General features: G+C 31.2%; 24 protein-coding genes. 23 read left to right on the top strand and 1 reads right to left on the bottom strand.

Annotation, left to right across the window (positions count from 1 at the left end; translation table 11 throughout):
- Positions 1-29 precede the first annotated feature (29 nt).
- The 21 genes from QA584_RS20310 to QA584_RS20215 all read left to right on the top strand — a co-directional run bounded on the left by QA584_RS20310 (position 30) and on the right by QA584_RS20215 (position 12,289).
- Positions 30-428, top strand: coding sequence for a hypothetical protein (locus QA584_RS20310; RefSeq protein WP_278270934.1), 399 nt, complete (start codon positions 30-32; stop codon positions 426-428).
- A 105-nt stretch (positions 429-533) separates the two neighbouring features.
- The gene (locus QA584_RS20305; RefSeq protein ID WP_278270933.1) at positions 534-923 is read left to right on the top strand and encodes a contact-dependent growth inhibition system immunity protein; all 390 of its coding nucleotides are present in this window, start codon (positions 534-536) and stop codon (positions 921-923) included.
- A gap of 132 nt (positions 924-1,055) precedes the next feature.
- Positions 1,056-1,445 carry a hypothetical protein gene (locus tag QA584_RS20300; protein ID WP_278270932.1) on the top strand — a complete coding sequence of 130 codons (390 nt, stop codon included), beginning with the start codon at positions 1,056-1,058 and terminating at the stop codon, positions 1,443-1,445.
- A 348-nt stretch (positions 1,446-1,793) separates the two neighbouring features.
- Positions 1,794-1,982, top strand: coding sequence for a hypothetical protein (locus QA584_RS20295; protein ID WP_278270931.1), 189 nt, complete (start codon positions 1,794-1,796; stop codon positions 1,980-1,982).
- A 13-nt stretch (positions 1,983-1,995) separates the two neighbouring features.
- The gene (locus tag QA584_RS20290) at positions 1,996-2,334 is read left to right on the top strand and encodes a hypothetical protein (RefSeq protein WP_278270930.1); all 339 of its coding nucleotides are present in this window, start codon (positions 1,996-1,998) and stop codon (positions 2,332-2,334) included.
- A 58-nt stretch (positions 2,335-2,392) separates the two neighbouring features.
- The gene (locus tag QA584_RS20285; protein ID WP_278270929.1) at positions 2,393-2,539 is read left to right on the top strand and encodes a hypothetical protein; all 147 of its coding nucleotides are present in this window, start codon (positions 2,393-2,395) and stop codon (positions 2,537-2,539) included.
- A gap of 17 nt (positions 2,540-2,556) precedes the next feature.
- The gene (locus QA584_RS20280) at positions 2,557-2,850 is read left to right on the top strand and encodes a hypothetical protein (RefSeq protein ID WP_278270928.1); all 294 of its coding nucleotides are present in this window, start codon (positions 2,557-2,559) and stop codon (positions 2,848-2,850) included.
- Positions 2,851-2,979: 129 nt separating this feature from the next.
- On the top strand, positions 2,980-3,417 hold the full coding sequence (locus QA584_RS20275) for a hypothetical protein (protein ID WP_278270927.1): 438 nt from the start codon (positions 2,980-2,982) through the stop codon (positions 3,415-3,417).
- Between the two features lie 647 nt (positions 3,418-4,064).
- The gene (locus QA584_RS20270; protein ID WP_278270926.1) at positions 4,065-4,403 is read left to right on the top strand and encodes a hypothetical protein; all 339 of its coding nucleotides are present in this window, start codon (positions 4,065-4,067) and stop codon (positions 4,401-4,403) included.
- A 156-nt stretch (positions 4,404-4,559) separates the two neighbouring features.
- Complete coding sequence (locus QA584_RS20265) at positions 4,560-5,138, top strand: hypothetical protein (RefSeq protein ID WP_278270925.1); 579 nt, start codon at positions 4,560-4,562, stop codon at positions 5,136-5,138.
- A 50-nt stretch (positions 5,139-5,188) separates the two neighbouring features.
- A complete protein-coding gene (locus QA584_RS28885; RefSeq protein WP_442870364.1) occupies positions 5,189-5,269 on the top strand; it encodes a polymorphic toxin type 50 domain-containing protein in 81 nt (26 codons plus the stop codon).
- A gap of 401 nt (positions 5,270-5,670) precedes the next feature.
- On the top strand, positions 5,671-6,006 hold the full coding sequence (locus QA584_RS20260) for a hypothetical protein (RefSeq protein ID WP_278270924.1): 336 nt from the start codon (positions 5,671-5,673) through the stop codon (positions 6,004-6,006).
- Between the two features lie 378 nt (positions 6,007-6,384).
- Entirely contained in the window at positions 6,385-6,567 is a 183-nt protein-coding gene (locus QA584_RS20255) for a hypothetical protein (protein ID WP_278270923.1), read from the top strand.
- On the top strand, positions 6,560-6,691 hold the full coding sequence (locus QA584_RS20250; RefSeq protein WP_278270922.1) for a hypothetical protein: 132 nt from the start codon (positions 6,560-6,562) through the stop codon (positions 6,689-6,691). Before QA584_RS20255 ends, QA584_RS20250 begins: the two co-directional genes overlap by 8 nt.
- A gap of 208 nt (positions 6,692-6,899) precedes the next feature.
- Positions 6,900-7,496 carry a hypothetical protein gene (locus QA584_RS20245; protein ID WP_278270921.1) on the top strand — a complete coding sequence of 199 codons (597 nt, stop codon included), beginning with the start codon at positions 6,900-6,902 and terminating at the stop codon, positions 7,494-7,496.
- 108 nt (positions 7,497-7,604) lie between these two features.
- The gene (locus tag QA584_RS20240) at positions 7,605-7,883 is read left to right on the top strand and encodes a hypothetical protein (protein WP_278270920.1); all 279 of its coding nucleotides are present in this window, start codon (positions 7,605-7,607) and stop codon (positions 7,881-7,883) included.
- A gap of 412 nt (positions 7,884-8,295) precedes the next feature.
- A complete protein-coding gene (locus QA584_RS20235; protein WP_278270919.1) occupies positions 8,296-8,751 on the top strand; it encodes a hypothetical protein in 456 nt (151 codons plus the stop codon).
- 284 nt (positions 8,752-9,035) lie between these two features.
- Positions 9,036-9,581, top strand: a complete 546-nt coding sequence (locus QA584_RS20230) for a GNAT family N-acetyltransferase (RefSeq protein ID WP_278270918.1) — start codon at positions 9,036-9,038, stop codon at positions 9,579-9,581.
- A gap of 216 nt (positions 9,582-9,797) precedes the next feature.
- On the top strand, positions 9,798-10,253 hold the full coding sequence (locus tag QA584_RS20225) for a DJ-1/PfpI family protein (RefSeq protein ID WP_278270917.1): 456 nt from the start codon (positions 9,798-9,800) through the stop codon (positions 10,251-10,253).
- 175 nt (positions 10,254-10,428) lie between these two features.
- Positions 10,429-10,707, top strand: coding sequence for a hypothetical protein (locus QA584_RS20220; RefSeq protein ID WP_278270916.1), 279 nt, complete (start codon positions 10,429-10,431; stop codon positions 10,705-10,707).
- A 127-nt stretch (positions 10,708-10,834) separates the two neighbouring features.
- Positions 10,835-12,289 carry a serine hydrolase domain-containing protein gene (locus QA584_RS20215; RefSeq protein WP_331487686.1) on the top strand — a complete coding sequence of 485 codons (1,455 nt, stop codon included), beginning with the start codon at positions 10,835-10,837 and terminating at the stop codon, positions 12,287-12,289.
- 301 nt (positions 12,290-12,590) lie between these two features.
- Here QA584_RS20215 and QA584_RS20210 read toward each other — a convergent pair whose 3' ends face one another.
- The gene (locus tag QA584_RS20210) at positions 12,591-13,886 is read right to left on the bottom strand and encodes a hypothetical protein (RefSeq protein ID WP_278270915.1); all 1,296 of its coding nucleotides are present in this window, start codon (positions 13,884-13,886) and stop codon (positions 12,591-12,593) included.
- 216 nt (positions 13,887-14,102) lie between these two features.
- Here QA584_RS20210 and QA584_RS20205 point away from each other — a divergent pair, with 216 nt between their 5' ends.
- Positions 14,103-14,597, top strand: coding sequence for a hypothetical protein (locus QA584_RS20205; RefSeq protein ID WP_278270914.1), 495 nt, complete (start codon positions 14,103-14,105; stop codon positions 14,595-14,597).
- A 139-nt stretch (positions 14,598-14,736) separates the two neighbouring features.
- Entirely contained in the window at positions 14,737-15,402 is a 666-nt protein-coding gene (locus QA584_RS20200; protein WP_278270913.1) for a hypothetical protein, read from the top strand.
- Positions 15,403-16,070: the final 668 nt, after the last annotated feature.

The following is a 16,070-nucleotide window of genomic DNA, read 5'->3' as shown; positions in this document are numbered from 1 at the left end:
CTTTACGTATGACAAGAGGAGGATTAAAAATGGGTTCAATATTAACAGAAAGTAAAAACTTATTAATCACAAATGAATATGAAGAAGTATTTTTAATTTTCAAAAGGAGTAATAAAAAAGTATATATTGGAGATTTTTATGGAGATCCACAGGCTGCTGCAATTTCTAATGATGAAAGCTTTTGTGTAATGGTTGGGTATGGATTAATTATCTACTACATACAAGAACCTTTTCAAGAATTTAGTTATAATAAGTCTACAAAGCAATGGAAAGAGTTGTTTAGAGAAGATGGTAAAGAGTGGGAGATTGAGGATGTTGAGGTTATGGACAATTCAACAATCATGTTTACAGTAGAAGCATCAGATACTGAAAATGAGGGCAGATATAAATTGAATATTAATGATATGGAACTAATCAAATGTACTTGATTTTGATAGGTACGGATTGGAATTAAGAGATTTATATGAATCTCAATGTTTTTCTTATTCTAAGAATTGAAATACATTTACGTCATATGGAGGTTTTATAATTATATGAATCCTATATATAAGATAAAAAATATTGATGTTAATCAATTAAAAAATGATTCTCCTTTAGACCAATGGTTTGCAAAAATGATAATAAAAGAAGAAAACGAATTAGATATTTTGGATATATCAAGAATGCTTCGTCAAGATGTGTTTTCAGACATTGCGATTCCTATAGTTTGGAAAATTTTAAAGGAAAATCCTTTTGAAGGGGAAATGTATGAAGGGCAGCTATTAGAATTACTTATTAGAAATTTGAGTAACAATCCAGAGAAAAAGAATAAAAAAGATTATATTGAATTCATGAGGCTATACGAATTTTTTAATGATAATTCAGAAGTCAAAGAAGATTATGAAAATTTAGTTTATAAACTTAAAGCAATATTTGAATATTAGCGTCTGAAAGTACTTATCTAGCCGTTAATCTTATACTATAAATATGAGAATTATATACCTAGGGATACTGTTAATATAACAATATACCCCTTTTATGTGTCCTTTAAGTATTAGGATCCATAAAAGGAGGGGATGAAAATATATGGTAAATTTAATGAGGTGAAGGTAAAAAGCTTAAATATGGAAAAAATAACTTATGAAAACTTTAAAAGTATAATGGATTATGACATCACTCAAAATCAAGCCAGCATAGAAATAGAATTCAGTGTTGACAATTGCGATGCTTTTCAATCAGCTTGGTTAGGAAAAATGTCAGATAAGGAAGCCAATAAAGCTATATATTGGTTTGGATTAACTGAAGATGGCTCACAAGCTTATGATTTTGTTTCCTTTGAGGAATTTGTAAATGCGAAAGTTTTTAACGATAAGAGTCTTATAGAGATTTGGGATTCAATTACATTACTCTCTATTGATGCTTGCGATATCCAAGAACGATTACCATTTTATTTAAGTTTAACTTAAATCTCTAATTCAATCAACGAATGAAATCTTATAGATCAAGATTATCATGTAACAGAGAATTTGATGTCTGGGGATGGCGGAAGTTATAATAAAGGTGATTATGATGATAGCTATGATGATTATTATGACCCAGGAAGAACAGATAGGTTAGGAATGCAATAAGGAAATGATCCAGGGATACTGTTAATTTATCAATATCCCTTTTTTTATATGTTCTTAAAGATAAGGCTCCAAAAGCAGCATATCGACGTCTGATAGAACGGTGATTAATGTATATTGGAAAAGAAAGTTGTCTATGAAGACGTAGTATGGCAACCCAAGGTAGTAAAGGAAGGATAGATTAAGTAGGTGTTCTTAAAGTATTATGGTTTCTCAAACTATATTTATCAATTATCTGTAGGAAAATATTACTCTGTTAGAATAAATGGTAAATATAGAGCTTATGGAAGAAAACTAGAAGACGGAGGAATTGAGTGGATAGAAATAAATGGGCATGATTATGAAAAAGCTTTGAGAATGCTAGAAAATATGAAATAGGGAGGTTATGAATATGAATCATATCGTAATAGAAGCTAAGTGTTTTTATCACAGTGATAAAAAAGAAAATGAAGCCGCACCAGAATGTTGTAATTTTGGTCCGAATAACATAAGTATCAATTGTTTGAAATTTAATGAAGGTACAAATCAGTATTGTCCATTTTTAGTCTTTGGAAGCACTAGAACAGCTATTGTATTAACAGACCAAAATGGTATTACTACTAATTCAAGTAGTTATTGGGGGGATTTAAAACTATCTGATGAAGAGTGGCTAATAAAAGAAAAGGAATGGATGGAAAAGCAAAATAGCTATATTAATAAAATAAATGGTGATAAGGAGTTGGAAAGTTAGAAAATTACAGGAGTATAAATAAAATGATTATTAAAATGGATATGGAGATTTGGTTATCATGAGCATGGAAACCTATGAGCAAATTATGTGGATAAGTGAAACTGATGCAGCCCTTGAAGAATCAGAAACCGAATTGGAAAATGGTGGAGAATTACTTAATGCAAGAGAAGCTTTATTTACGTTAAGATGGAAGCACTTTGGATAAATCTTAGGGGGTTAATAATGAGAAAGAGTAAAATTAGAGTGGTTAAGAATGTAGTTTTAGGAATTGACATTTTGGTTGTATCTGTATATTTATTTTTAGATGACTATATCAAAATTCCAGATGTTGTGGTCGGTGTATTTGCAGGTATTTCATTTATTATTATATCTGTCTTAGGTTTAGCAGCTCATGAGGTGTATTTTACAAGGTCAGAACCTTTGAATTACAAAAACTCAATAATGGGAAGAGCTGTAAATATCTTTTTTGGATTATTAGGAATCGCGTTCATTATAATGACGATAATAAGTAATTGAGTAGAAAGTGTGTTACAGATTACTGAATGCATAATAGAATTATTCCAAGTTCCTCAAAAACAGGCTGATGAATATGCGAATGATTTAGACAGTAAAATTATATGCGTGATTGGACTAGGAGGCTTAAAAATGTCATATTCAGTATCATTAAATATGAAGTTAGATACAAATAATATCCACAACTGTAAGGAAATTATTGACCTTTTAATAAAGTCTGGATGGAATGTTCAAAGAGATGGTAAAATTACATTTTTACCTTTAAATGATGACGATATGTTTGAGTGGACAACATCAAAAATCTCTTTAAATGATTTCATTAAATTAGTGGATGAAAAAGAGCATATGAAGGAGTTAGTTGGGGTGGAGTTATACTGGGAAAATACAGATATTGGTGGACACTTATTGATGTCTGATAATAGAAATTTTTTATTTGTATTAAATATAAACACGAAATATATTGAAGAAAAGATCAAAATTCCTAATTATAACTGGTATGCCGAAAGGATAATACCATACATAGAACAAGAATATCATATAATAGAGTACAATTTTGAATATACTTACTAATTTGGATTAAGAGATTTATGTACTATTCTCAATGTCATAACTATTTATAGATATATATACCCAGGGATACTGTTAATTTAACAATATCCCCCTTTTTATGTGCCCTTGTTTGACAATTATAGAGATAGGGGTTATCGAATTATTTAATGGAAATATATTCAAAATGTTAAAAAATGGATTGATTAGTCGTTTAGACTTGAACTATGGTAAAGAAAATGGTAACGTAGAGTTAAGAATAATATCAAAAAATCAGATGAATATAATTAATGAGGTAAAGTGCTTCTAAATGCTGCTGAAATCAGGGATGAAGAGACTTCTGGTCCAGTGGATCAGAAGATGGATTTCGAGGGACAATGTTTTATAACATTAAACTTATTAGGAAGTAGTGCAGCTGGACAAGAGAAAATTGTCTGTGTTTATTACATTCACAAATCAAGGAATAGAACATTGACCATGTTAATATTTATAGTAAAACCAAGGATTTAGAGTTCATATTACATACATGAGGGAATTAGTGTGGAAAAAATAATAGTAAGAAATAATATTAGCAAAAAAAGTTATTCTTCTTCAAAATTATTGAGTTAACAGCTGATTATAATTTCGTCACGGTAGAAGAATTCATAAATAAATATGGTTTAAAGACGGTCATGTTTGAGCTGTTTAATGAAAAAACTGAAGCGGAAGTAATTACAAAAGACAAATTGTATATTGAATACCTTAAGGTTCTAGAAAGTGGAATAGCAAATGATTCGTTTGTAGTTATGTATAAGTTAGATGATGAATTTTGTATTTCTATTACAGAAAACATATATCTTTACCACATTGTTTCTGGAATTGAAATAGCAAATAAGACTGTACTTCCTTGGACTTATGTGGACAGCAAGCTATTTTTAGGGGATAGTTGGTGGGAAAGCGATAAAGATATTATATTTGATATACAAAACCTTCCGGTTATGGAGTTTATAAAAAAATATAAAATGATTTAAGAAACAATCCAAGAAAAACAATAAAGATTTTAATGATTTATAAGGCTAATGTAAGTAAAAAGGTACATATATTAAAAGATAAATTAATAGACAAAATAGATTATGAATATTGAGTTGATGAGCATGAAGAATAGTACTATATGAGGGTGAGTAATTATGAAATATTTTGGTAATAAAAAGATTTTTGCAATTGCATATGAATTAAAAGAGAGTCCATTTAATGAACCTGGGAAGTATGAACCTACATGGGGGGAATTTCAGATGTGGGTTTATAATAATTCAATTTGTACTTTTTCAATGAATGATAAAATACGTGAATATGAATGGGATTTAAGATTTATTGTTGATTGGTTTTGCAAAAATAAAAACTACATTCTTGAAGAAAGCCCATTTCCATTACCTTGTGAAGGAAACAATGCAATAGAGTTGTACAATAATAGTGGTGATTTTGATTCAGATGATGATAATGAATTTGATTTATGGTTTGAAAAAAGACAAGACTGGCATTTTAGTCATTCATGGTATTCGGACAGAGGGGGATCATATTTAGCAGATGTTATTTTTAGGCGAGTTAATAATACTATTGAATTAGCATGGGACAACACAATATTATATAGCAATATAAAGTATGTTAATCCCAAAGGAGTCTTTTATATACCTGTAAAATTGTTTCAAACTGTAATTGATGATTTTATAAAAGAATTCATGCAAGAAAAATTGGTAATGAACTTCTAATTGTTCAGCAAAGAAAATGGGTTGCTCTGGAGTGGCTCTGAGATCCTGTTATTAAAGAAGTAGCAGATACAACAAAGGGAATAATACATTATGGTAAAAATGGAGTACATATTGTACCTGCCAGGCATTAATAATAAAAGGAAAACTTTATGGATGAGATGATTGAAAAAGTTAGCAGATATCCTAACGGAACGTTTTTAATGAAATTGATACAGTATATGAAACCAATAATGGTTTAGAAGAAGATGATAAATATCAAGAGTTCTATGCCTGTACAGTAACTGTAAAAAAAGTAGTTAATAATTCAATTGACAAGGTCGTTAGTACTGATGACTTAGTTGAATTATCTATAGAAAATTCACCTACGAGTATTATATTAGGTGATGGAACGTTTATATGGGGAAAAAGTAATTGAACAGATAGAGGAACTGTTGTAGTAAATAGCGAAATGGGCATGATTATGAAAAAGTTTCTATTTGTATATTTATCAGCATCATCAATAAATCAAAATAACGTTGAGAGGTAAATTATAGTGATTACAAAAATAAAACAAGTCATTAAAGAACGGTGGAAATTTTATTTGATCGGCTATATTTTGGGCTATTTAATCCCAATTATAAATGATAGGCAGATAAATATATATTATTTATTTCCGCTAAAGTTAATGGGTCTTGCATGTGCATTATTACTTGGAACAGCTTTTTACTATGGTTCAAAGCAAATGCCCGTATTTGAAGGAATGTTTAGATCGGTTAAGTATGTTCTTTTTATGATAGTGTTATTTGTAGTTATCTTATTGATCAAAGTTATCATAAGCAGTATAACAGGGTTTGATATTACTCCCTTTATTGGTTTACCTAATGAGTAAATAGTTAGTGCTGCTGTGGTCTTTAAATTTAAAAGGAGTAAAAAAAAATTACCTTTAAATATAAAATTAGATATATTTTACCCAGGGATACTGTTAATTTAACAATATCCCCTTTTTTTATGTGTCCTTAACGTATTAAGGCTACATAAAAGGAGGGGATGAAAATAAAAACAACGAGGTGACACATGGATAAACTTGAAAAATTAAAGCAGCGTTACTTTTATTCTGTATCAGAAATGTTAGAAGATCCAATAAGGTGGAAAGAGTTCTTACAATATGTATAAGTATGACTTTGTAACATTGGTCACAGCCTTTGAACAGAATAAGAGCTTTACACAACTAGCCACCTACGATGCCTGACAATCAGTCGGAAGGCAGGTGAAGCGGGGAGAAAAAAGCATACCGGTATTAGTAAAAAATCTAAATGGTGTTGCTCATTTATTTGATGTAACTCAGCTTCATGGTAATCAGAAACCCTGGATATGGGAAATCAAAGAGGAAGATAGGGAGGAATTTATATCCCGGTTCCTTTTAAAAAACCAGAAATATCAGAATGAATAAAAAAGAGGAAGTGCTGGCGGATGATGAGGTTGATATGGAAAATAAGAAAGTTACAAATGCTTCTATTCCTATGAGAAATTATAGTAATGATGAGTTACTTGAGGAAAATGAGATGGAACCATAGGCGAATATGAAGGTACTTACAAAGCAATAAAGGTATGGATTACAATATAAGTATTAAAGGTATAGTTGGTTCCATTTATATCTTATACTTCGTTAAATATAGTAAAGTAAGTAATAGACACACTTTTGAATAAATAATATTTGATATTTGGTAGATTATGCATTACTATACATTATAGATAAGAGCATCATTTAATTAGGAGGACTAAATGAATAGAAAGAACGTGTCTATACTAGGAATAACACTATGTTTTACATATTTTATTATAACTTTTGGACTAATACTATCAGGTTCACAAAAATGGTTGATTGCTATGGAACTAGTAACAATGGCTTCTGGTATATTAATGGTTATGTTAGTATTAGTGCTTCCGCTTTCAAAAACTGAGAAAATGAAAAGTTATAAAATTATGGCTATTATTTTTGCAGCGGCCTGCATGGTACTAACCAATGTTGCACATATGGCAAACCTAACGGTTACGGAGCAATTAATTAAAAATGGAGTTAATATTCCTGATTATTTACTAATAGGGAAATGGCCATCTATTGAAATGGCTATTGACTATTTGGCATGGGGATTATTCATGGGGTTAGCATTTCTTTTTTCATCATTTGGAATAGAAAATGAACTAAAATTTAAGAAACTCAAAATAACACTGATTGCCTGTGGAAGTTTATGTATAGTTGGTTTTATTGGTGCTATACTGATTAATCAAAATCTATGGTATATTGCACCTTTGGGATATGGTATTGGTACAGTAATACTTTGTTTTGAATTGTTGGTATTAAATAAGCAAGTAAATTAAGCTTCGACCTATTTTTAAAATCTATGTGTAATTCCGAGTATACTACAACTATTAATATCAGTTGGCAGTTTTTCAGTTATTATAAAATAAGCATGTGAGGTGATATTAATGTATAGTAAAAAAGGAAAACGTAAAATAATCGTAAATGATAAATTATATTATTGGTGCATAACAGTAGATAAAGATACAGGTATTGAGCCTATTATTTTAAGCGTTTTTTCTGAAGAGAAATATCTATTTGGAAGGCAGTATCTATACGAAAGCAAAAGATGGGAGCGTTATGAAGAACCCAATCCATACAACAGCCATAAGCTGATATTAGGCGAGGCACCTCAAATTAAACCGTCTACTGTTAGTAAGCTAATTTTGGATTACCTCAGTCAGTAAATTAAGTTTGGTTAAATCTCAATAGATTCATAAATCATTATATGTGAAAAAACTATCGGCTATCAATTTCAAAGATAAGACTAAGATTTAACGAGAAAGATAGTATTGGAATAAAAAGGTAGAGATAATCTGTTTGTAGTGGTATAATATAGTATTGATTCGTTACTGGATAATAACTAAGCAACCTATTTATATTGGAGAGATGTCCTATGAATGTTATATTTAAACCATTATTATTTGGTCTAATAATAGGTATATCAGTATATGCAATTATAAAAGCAAGTAAAGATAATCCTACAGTTATAAAAAAAATATCAATCATCGTTTTGAGTATTTCAATAATTTTGTCTGTAATAATATTATTTTTCTTACTCTTTTCCGTATTCAATTAATATCACTTATGGAGGACTATATGGAATTTGAAAAGCTATACAAAAAACTTGAAACAACCAACATGGGTGAATTCTATCATGTTGATACTGATTTCATGCTAGAGATATTAGAGTTAACAAAAATAGAAAATTACAATATTCCTGATTGTATTCGAATATATAGTACGATATCACAATGGTTTGGGAATTCCTTGCGAAGTGGAGTCTGGACTTATTATGAAATTGCGGACATGCAGGATTTAGAATTAACAGCACAATACTTATCCAACTGTTCCTGGAAAGAGTTCTATGATATGTTTTATTTGGGGATACATAATTATCAGTCTTCTGAATTTATTGTAAATTTTAATTATCCGCAGAAATGGATTGATGAATCTGAATCCATTGATGAGTGGATTATGAATAACGAGCAAAAATTGTATGAGTGGCAAAAAGAATTTCTGCTTGAATATAAAGATGATATATGTTCTCTATAAATCTACACGATTAAGGTGCATAATCAGAAGTTTTATTTCTCAATACTGTTTTAATATGGACTATCAACTAATTATAATTAGCTAGTAAATTTGAAGCATTGAACAATTATAGACTAAATTGTGAACTTAAGATATAAAAATGCGACAAATTTGAAATTGGAGGAAATAATTATGCATAAGACAATCGTTGAAGACTGGGAATTTGTAATAAACGTAACAGATGTAAAAATTCATATGTGTATCAGGATGAATGGAAGATATGATAGAAAGCACAGGTTGTTAAAATGGATAATGTTATTCTCAGAAAATCAACGATCCAAGATATTGAAAAAATTAGCTGTCAAGTCGAGATCAGTTATAAATCTGCTTATGATGGACTCATGGATGGGCAATATCTTTCCTCATTGTCAAAAAATCATTGGGTTCCTATATTGCAGGAAGCCATCTGTGGGGGAAGTATTTGTTTAATCGCAGAAAACCACCGTGAAATTATTGGCAGCCTTGTTTTTGGTCAATCCACCACAATATCTATTGCAGACACTGCAGAATTGTTTGCTATATATTTATTACCGGAGTATGTTGGATGTGGTATTGGTCATAAGCTATATGCTGAGGCAGAAAAAATGATGGTAGAACAAGGTTTTAAGTCATGCCTTTTGGAGGTATTATCTGAAAATACACGAGCCATTCAGTTTTATCTATCGCATGGTTTTAAAGAAATGAAGACATTTACTGTTACAGAAAATGGGATGACATTGAATTGTAAAGCCATGATAAAGGACCTGCAGAAGGATACATACTACGATAGTCAGTCTGGACTGAAAAATTGATATAATTTGTTAATCAAATTTTGAAGGGAGAAATTGAATATAAAAAAGATTGCAGCAGTTATATCCTTACTTTTCTTTACAAGAAATAACTACACTAACTTCTTGCTTGAAGATATGGTTTAGGAAAGATATTGATTATTTAGGTAGTGAGCTAAATATTTTTGAAAGTAAGAAGGATTTCAAGTAACACCTACAAAAACTTTTAATGATGTAAATATGGATGATTACAGTTGTCTTATATTGCCTGGAATTATTAATCCTTTACCTGCTTTATATGATAATGGACTTATTAATTTTCTTTCTGAATTGAAAAACAGAGAGATTATAATAGCTTCCATATCAAGTTCGCCGCTTTTGTTAGCTAAAGCAGGTTTATTAAATGAAGTACAGTATACAGCTGGTATCTTTATGCAAATGTTTAATATATTCTCATTCATTAAAAAGGATAATTTTATTCGTCAACCTGTAGTAAAAGATAAGAATATTATTACTGCAATAGGTTTTGCTTTTAGAGAATTTGCACAGCTTGTCTTAAATGAATTAGGACTAGATGTTGGTGAATCATTCATGCTACCTATTACGAAAGAATACACAGAAGATGAATTAACGTTTAATTGGGAAGATAAAGATTATCAAGAGTTTTTGGAAGAATTAGATAAATATTCAAAATAATATGGTCTTCAAATATCTTATACTAAATTTAATGATTAACCGGGCTACTAACCAAGGTGTTGGTAGCCCGGAATATATACTAGTTTAAAACAGTACAAGGAGATGACTAATAATTCAAAAGTCACTACACTAGTGGAGGAACAGTTACGGAAGTACTAAGGTTAGGCTAGAAAAGGTGGGAAATTATACTGTTACATATTCTGTCAAAGACAGTGCAGGGCATCTATCTAAGAAAACTATAAAAGTTGTAGTTAAGAATAAAGAAACTACTCCATCAAGAAATGGAAAACAGTCCAAAACTTCTGATAAAAATAATGAGTCGGATAGAAATAATGGAACTAATAGAAATAAAGATACTTCTTCAGGTTTTCAGTTATTTGATGTTAAACCATGTGGCAATATACCAAATGGCGATGTTCCTGCAAGTGGTGAACATGTAGGCAAATGGGATTAAATTATATATTATTATTTAGGCATAGTGTGTAGCTATACCTTCAGATTGCTAGTTTGATATAATTAGTATATCAGAATTTATCGAGTAACTTTGAACTGCTGATTATTTATATAATGGAGATTTTTAAATGGGGACTTTAATGAAGAAGAATATTGTTACTGCGATGGTATCATTTATACTATTCGCTGGATTAGCAACACCGGTTTATGCGCTATCGGATACACAGTCTATGGCGATACAGACATTGGTGGATAATGCTTGTCATATATCAGGTGTACCGGGTATGTCAATTTCTATAATTGATGGAGATGAAATGTTATATTTTTCATCCGGCTTCGCAGACCGTGAGAAAGGTCTGCCTGCGAGTGAAAACACTATATACGAACTAGCTTCGGTTAGTAAGGCTTTTACCGGTGCGGGGATTTTATTGTTGGAGGAGCAGGGATTACTTTCCATGGCAGACCCTGTTCAGAATTATTTACCCTGGTTTACGCTAAAGTATCAGGGGATGCCCGTTGATATGCATAGCCTTACACTTAATGACTTTCTGCACCATACCAGTGGCTTGACAAATGAAAAGCATATTCAAAATATCCCGCAAGGCAACACGCCAGATATGTTGCAAAAAACCGTAGAAATGTTGGTAGATGCTGAACTGGCATTCCCTCCAGGTGAGAAATACGAATATGGAACTGTCAATTATGATGTGTTAGGTCTGGTTATTGAGGTTGTGTCGGGTCAAAGCTATGAAGACTTTATGGCTGAGCAGGTATTTCAACCTTTGGGATTATATAATACTTACGTCTATAAAGCAGATGCTCAACAAACGGGGCAGCTGGCGCAGGGCTACCGTACTTCTTTTTCTATTACAACGCCATATGACGCCCCGGACTATGCTGGTAACAAGCCAGCGGGATATATTATGTCAAGTGCTACGGATATGGCGCGTTGGATGAACATACAGATGGGCGTTATACAGGATATCCCCGAAGTATTTAAAATGGTTATCATGAAATCCCATCAGGGAGACGTATCTGTTCCGGCTGTCAACGAGATGTATTATGCGGCAGGATGGTCGGTCAACACCGACGGAACAATTATTGAGCACGAAGGAGGCAATCCCAATTTCGCAACAGAAGTGGTAATACTGCCAGATGAGCGGGTCGCAATCTGCCTGCTGTCCAATAGCGCTAATACAAACGTCAAGCTGGTAAAAAGCATTAAAAACATACTGGACGGAAACCTTACCCAGTCATATAAAATAAGTGGTAGACAGCTTTTGGACATGGTTCTTTCGTCTGTTACAATTATTGTTTGCCTATTGGCTGTTGTTTTTTTCTTTTTAGGTTTACGCAGAAAGAAAATGAACAAGCGGCAACAAATAACAAAAAAAAGAATGCTCATAACCATTGTTTGGCTGACGGTTACCGTTGCCATGTGTATTATGTGTTGGTTTTTCCCAATGTTCAGCGGATATGATTGGTCAACGATACTTGTTTGGCAAACATACAGTATTCTCACAACCTTCATTTCACTGGCGTTTTTGTCTTTGTCTGTCACATGGTTTGTATATGCTCGCTGATATAACGCCATATTCCGGAAATGAGCATAATGCAAAACTTACAAATTGCAATCTTAATAATAATAATTTATAAAAGCACGAATATTTTTTCGTGCTTTTGTTTTGCATGAATATGCAATTATTGTATACTGGCTTGTAATGATCCACTTGGGATATTAAGTTTAGTCTCTGAGCCTTCTAATATAAGCTTTTCTGCTACTAATTGTACATTACTGTCTGAAAGATGTGCCATAGATTACCTCCCTTGCTCAAATAGCAATATTCTCAAAGATGAACACTTCACCATAAGAAAACTACTTTATTATTTAAGAATAGTTGGCAACATTTTTAATAATTTAAAAATCACGGGTTGTTTTTCTTTCCATTTCTCCAATTGACTTATCCATTCTGCTTCATGCTTTAACATTTGGTCACGGCTTTTATCCAACCCAAAATTCTGAGAGAGGTAGGAATATAGTGCGCGCTCCGTAGAACCCAAAGTTGTAATCATTTTATCTAATAAGAGCAAATACGAAGGAATATCAGAATCAAAAAATTCTTTTCCAAACATATTCTCATAATAAAATTTTTTATCGCTGCTTAATCTTAAACTTTGAATTTTCACTGTCTCAGATTTGAAATAATTCTTATAGATATCATATATTTTCTTTTTGTAATATACAAATTCCACCAGGTGAAGGAATTTCCAAAATGTGTGAAGTATTGCATCTCGCTTTATGTTTGAAAAATAAAAATTTATTTTACTCTTGTAATATACATAGTCGGTTGTCATTTCATTTCGCCAGTCGGTTCGCATCTTAAATTTTCGTTTGAAAATATCAGTTGAATTGTAATAATGATTTTGGTGAAATAAATCAGTTATATCGGATTCATTATTTACATCTGATATTACTAATGCTGAGGCAATCCAATCAGGCTCGGTTATAGTTATATTTTCCTGTTGTGTATATATTGATAGAAATAAGTTTTTGTATAGTTCCTTGCAGAGTTCAGCAAGTGACAAAGAACCGAATTTACTATAAAAGGTAAATCCTGTATTACTTAATAATGGCGAAAATACATTTATGATGTTTTCAAGATCTTCTCCTGATTGAATTTGGTCACAATTAAGATAAGAAAATGATAAATGCAAGTAGAGGTATCCGCTAGGATAAATATGGGCAAATATTTTCCCAGTAGCAACCAGTTTTTTTTCGGAGTCAAAAACTTTTAATTTGATTGGAGGACACAATTCGAAGTAGAGAAAATTCATTCTTTGATCTTCTAAATCAGAGAAATAACCAAAGATTTCGTTCTCTTCGTAATCCCGAAAGTCTCTGCGGCTAATTAGGTAAGCAGATTTAGTATGAAAACCAATATGTCCCATATTACTAATAAAAGGAGCTCTTGATAGTCCCGCTCTATATTCTTCAGTATCATAATCCAAAATATTATCATACTTTTCTCCATCACAGATAAACCTTCCCATTTCAGTAAAGCATTTTTTGTTGCTAAATATAGTTTGAAAAGCGGGGCGGAGATTATCTAATGAGTGGAGTGGTAATGTACATAAGTTTATCATACAAGACTGATCAATATATAATGACTGAACATGCATAAACATACCTCCTAATCTGGTAATATAAGAAAAGCCATTAGTTAAAGAAAAGAATTAGGGCTAACCTATATTCATGAGGCGTGATACTACTGACGCTACCAACTTTACTAACAGCTAAGACAAGAATATACCATTATATGGAAAATGTCAAGAATGCTTATATTTATAACAATGGAGGATCACGATAATGCGCTTATCAATAACCATCCATAAAACATGCCAACTGGTAAAACTGTAACCTATTCCTATGATAGTTTAAATAGGCTGAATCAATATAAGATTAACACAACCGCTCCAATTACAGTCGATTATACCTATGCACCGTCTAAAAGAAATTCAGCGGGTCAGACTACTTACCAGACTACTAAACTATATCAGGAGACAGCAGGTAATACCGGAATCAGGTACAGTTATGATGAATTGGGAAATATAACTGAGATTAATGAGCTGCAGTCAGATGGAAATTATCTGTTGGTAAATTCATATGAATATGATGAGTTAAATCAGTTGCTCCGGGAAAATGATAAAAAGCAGAATAAAACTAAGGTATATACTTATGATCTCGGTGGTAATATAATAAATATAAAGGAATATGATTTCACACCGCAATCGGAAGTACCTGGTGAAGTAAAGAATACGATAACATATGAATATGCAGATGCCAATTGGAAAGATAAATTAACTTCTTATAATGGACAAGCAATAGTATAGATTCCATTGGAAATCCAACCAGTTATAGTGGATATACGTTAGGTAGTGCTGGACATGAATATCAAGATAACCCCAGTCAGAATATAAGACCACATTTTAATGATCCTTCAGGGAATCATTATTACTATTGAGGAGGTTTATGATGAAGATCTGGAATGAATATAGCGAAGATGTATTTAGCTATTTCGAATACTTTAATAATGAACGTAGTAATTATAATGAAATAATGCATACTATGCATGTATATAGTATTAACTCTAAATATATTCAAAATATTGAAGAGAAAAAGGAATTTTTGCATAGGAGTGCGGAAGAAATCGGTAGAATATATTTGAATAATTGCAGTAATAATCGAAAAATATATTTATCAGTTGTACAGAAAATAGATAATCCAAATTCCCAAGTTGATAAATATTATAAGATCTGGAAGAAAATAAACAAGTCATTTGATATAAAAGATTTTGGACTAGGTCAAGAAATAACTTTTGAAGATGAGAGTGACATCTTTTATTTTGGAGTAGCTGAAGTACCTATAAATAATCTAGAATTGGCCTTGGATATTGTCGCTTCAAATCCGGAAAGAATTACAATTTTTCTTAGTAAAAATATCGATATAGAAAACCATAATTCTGTCAATGATATAATGCAAAGCATAGTAAGAAAAGGTAAAATAGATTATTTTAAATTGTGCATTAGTTGTTACATGAATCAGGGTATCGTAATAAGATATGGAACTTCGTTTGAAGAAAGTGAGTTTGCATTAATACATGACCCTAACGTATATAAGATCAGAGAATATGTATAGCTCAATATTGATGATATAAGCATGATTTTATACAGAGTGCCCAATGAAAATAAATATAAAAAAGGAAAGAGTATATGATTTTTTTGTGATAAAAGAGGAATGGTTATAATAATGAAAAATAAGATTTATTTAAAAGTAAGTGAAGATGATCCGGATGTTGCTTATTTATACTTGCTTGTTACATTTGGAATAGATGGACCCGCTATTACTGTATATTAAAATACGATGGAAGTATTTTAACATAGACCTATGATAATTCTAGATTTAGTCAAATTTATGGGGATATCTACACAAATATAATCAGTAATTTATTTACAGAAACGATTCAAAATAATGATAATCTTATTGTAACCAGTTATCAAAGCAATTACTCCTGATAATAAAGACTTTATTGTTTACAGAGACATTATATTCACTAATGTCAGTAGATTATATTAGTATCAAATTTATCACCCAATGAAAAAAAATATAGCCAGTAAAGTATGCTATAAAGCAAAAATTACTAAGACCTAAGGGTAAATTTCCTGTACCGTTAGACTCGAAAGCACCTAGATTCTTTAGAACAGAACATATTATAGGTACAGGGTTTGTTTGCTGGCATATTGTGGATTCAGAGACGCTAAAAATTAGACCAGTTAAAAATCTTTCACCAGAAGAAAAAAAATTAT

It is taken from the genome of Anaerocolumna sp. AGMB13025, from assembly GCF_029689925.1.
In the GTDB taxonomy this organism is placed as follows: Bacteria; Bacillota; Clostridia; order Lachnospirales; family Lachnospiraceae; genus Anaerocolumna.
The sequence above is the reverse complement of the archived record's forward strand: the minus strand, read 5'-3'. Positions and strand labels throughout refer to the sequence as shown.

Bases quoted from the DNA above. Each gene is read 5' to 3' on its own strand.
- QA584_RS20245 (WP_278270921.1), top strand. From the start codon at position 6,900: ATGAATAGAAAGAACGTGTCTATACTAGGAATAACACTATGTTTTACA.
- QA584_RS20310 (WP_278270934.1), top strand. From the start codon at position 30: ATGGGTTCAATATTAACAGAAAGTAAAAACTTATTAATCACAAATGAA.
- QA584_RS20280 (WP_278270928.1), top strand. From the start codon at position 2,557: ATGAGAAAGAGTAAAATTAGAGTGGTTAAGAATGTAGTTTTAGGAATT.
- QA584_RS20290 (WP_278270930.1), top strand. From the start codon at position 1,996: ATGAATCATATCGTAATAGAAGCTAAGTGTTTTTATCACAGTGATAAA.
- QA584_RS20270 (WP_278270926.1), top strand. From the start codon at position 4,065: ATGTTTGAGCTGTTTAATGAAAAAACTGAAGCGGAAGTAATTACAAAA.
- QA584_RS20235 (WP_278270919.1), top strand. From the start codon at position 8,296: ATGGAATTTGAAAAGCTATACAAAAAACTTGAAACAACCAACATGGGT.
- QA584_RS20275 (WP_278270927.1), top strand. From the start codon at position 2,980: ATGTCATATTCAGTATCATTAAATATGAAGTTAGATACAAATAATATC.
- QA584_RS20265 (WP_278270925.1), top strand. From the start codon at position 4,560: ATGAAATATTTTGGTAATAAAAAGATTTTTGCAATTGCATATGAATTA.
- QA584_RS20205 (WP_278270914.1), top strand. From the start codon at position 14,103: ATGCCAACTGGTAAAACTGTAACCTATTCCTATGATAGTTTAAATAGG.
- QA584_RS20300 (WP_278270932.1), top strand. From the start codon at position 1,056: ATGAAAATATATGGTAAATTTAATGAGGTGAAGGTAAAAAGCTTAAAT.
- QA584_RS20200 (WP_278270913.1), top strand. From the start codon at position 14,737: ATGATGAAGATCTGGAATGAATATAGCGAAGATGTATTTAGCTATTTC.
- QA584_RS20250 (WP_278270922.1), top strand. From the start codon at position 6,560: ATGAATAAAAAAGAGGAAGTGCTGGCGGATGATGAGGTTGATATGGAA.
- QA584_RS20285 (WP_278270929.1), top strand. From the start codon at position 2,393: ATGAGCATGGAAACCTATGAGCAAATTATGTGGATAAGTGAAACTGAT.
- QA584_RS20305 (WP_278270933.1), top strand. From the start codon at position 534: ATGAATCCTATATATAAGATAAAAAATATTGATGTTAATCAATTAAAA.
- QA584_RS20215 (WP_331487686.1), top strand. From the start codon at position 10,835: ATGGGGACTTTAATGAAGAAGAATATTGTTACTGCGATGGTATCATTT.
- QA584_RS20230 (WP_278270918.1), top strand. From the start codon at position 9,036: ATGGATAATGTTATTCTCAGAAAATCAACGATCCAAGATATTGAAAAA.
- QA584_RS20240 (WP_278270920.1), top strand. From the start codon at position 7,605: ATGTATAGTAAAAAAGGAAAACGTAAAATAATCGTAAATGATAAATTA.
- QA584_RS20210 (WP_278270915.1), bottom strand. From the start codon at position 13,886: ATGCATGTTCAGTCATTATATATTGATCAGTCTTGTATGATAAACTTA.
- QA584_RS20225 (WP_278270917.1), top strand. From the start codon at position 9,798: ATGGATGATTACAGTTGTCTTATATTGCCTGGAATTATTAATCCTTTA.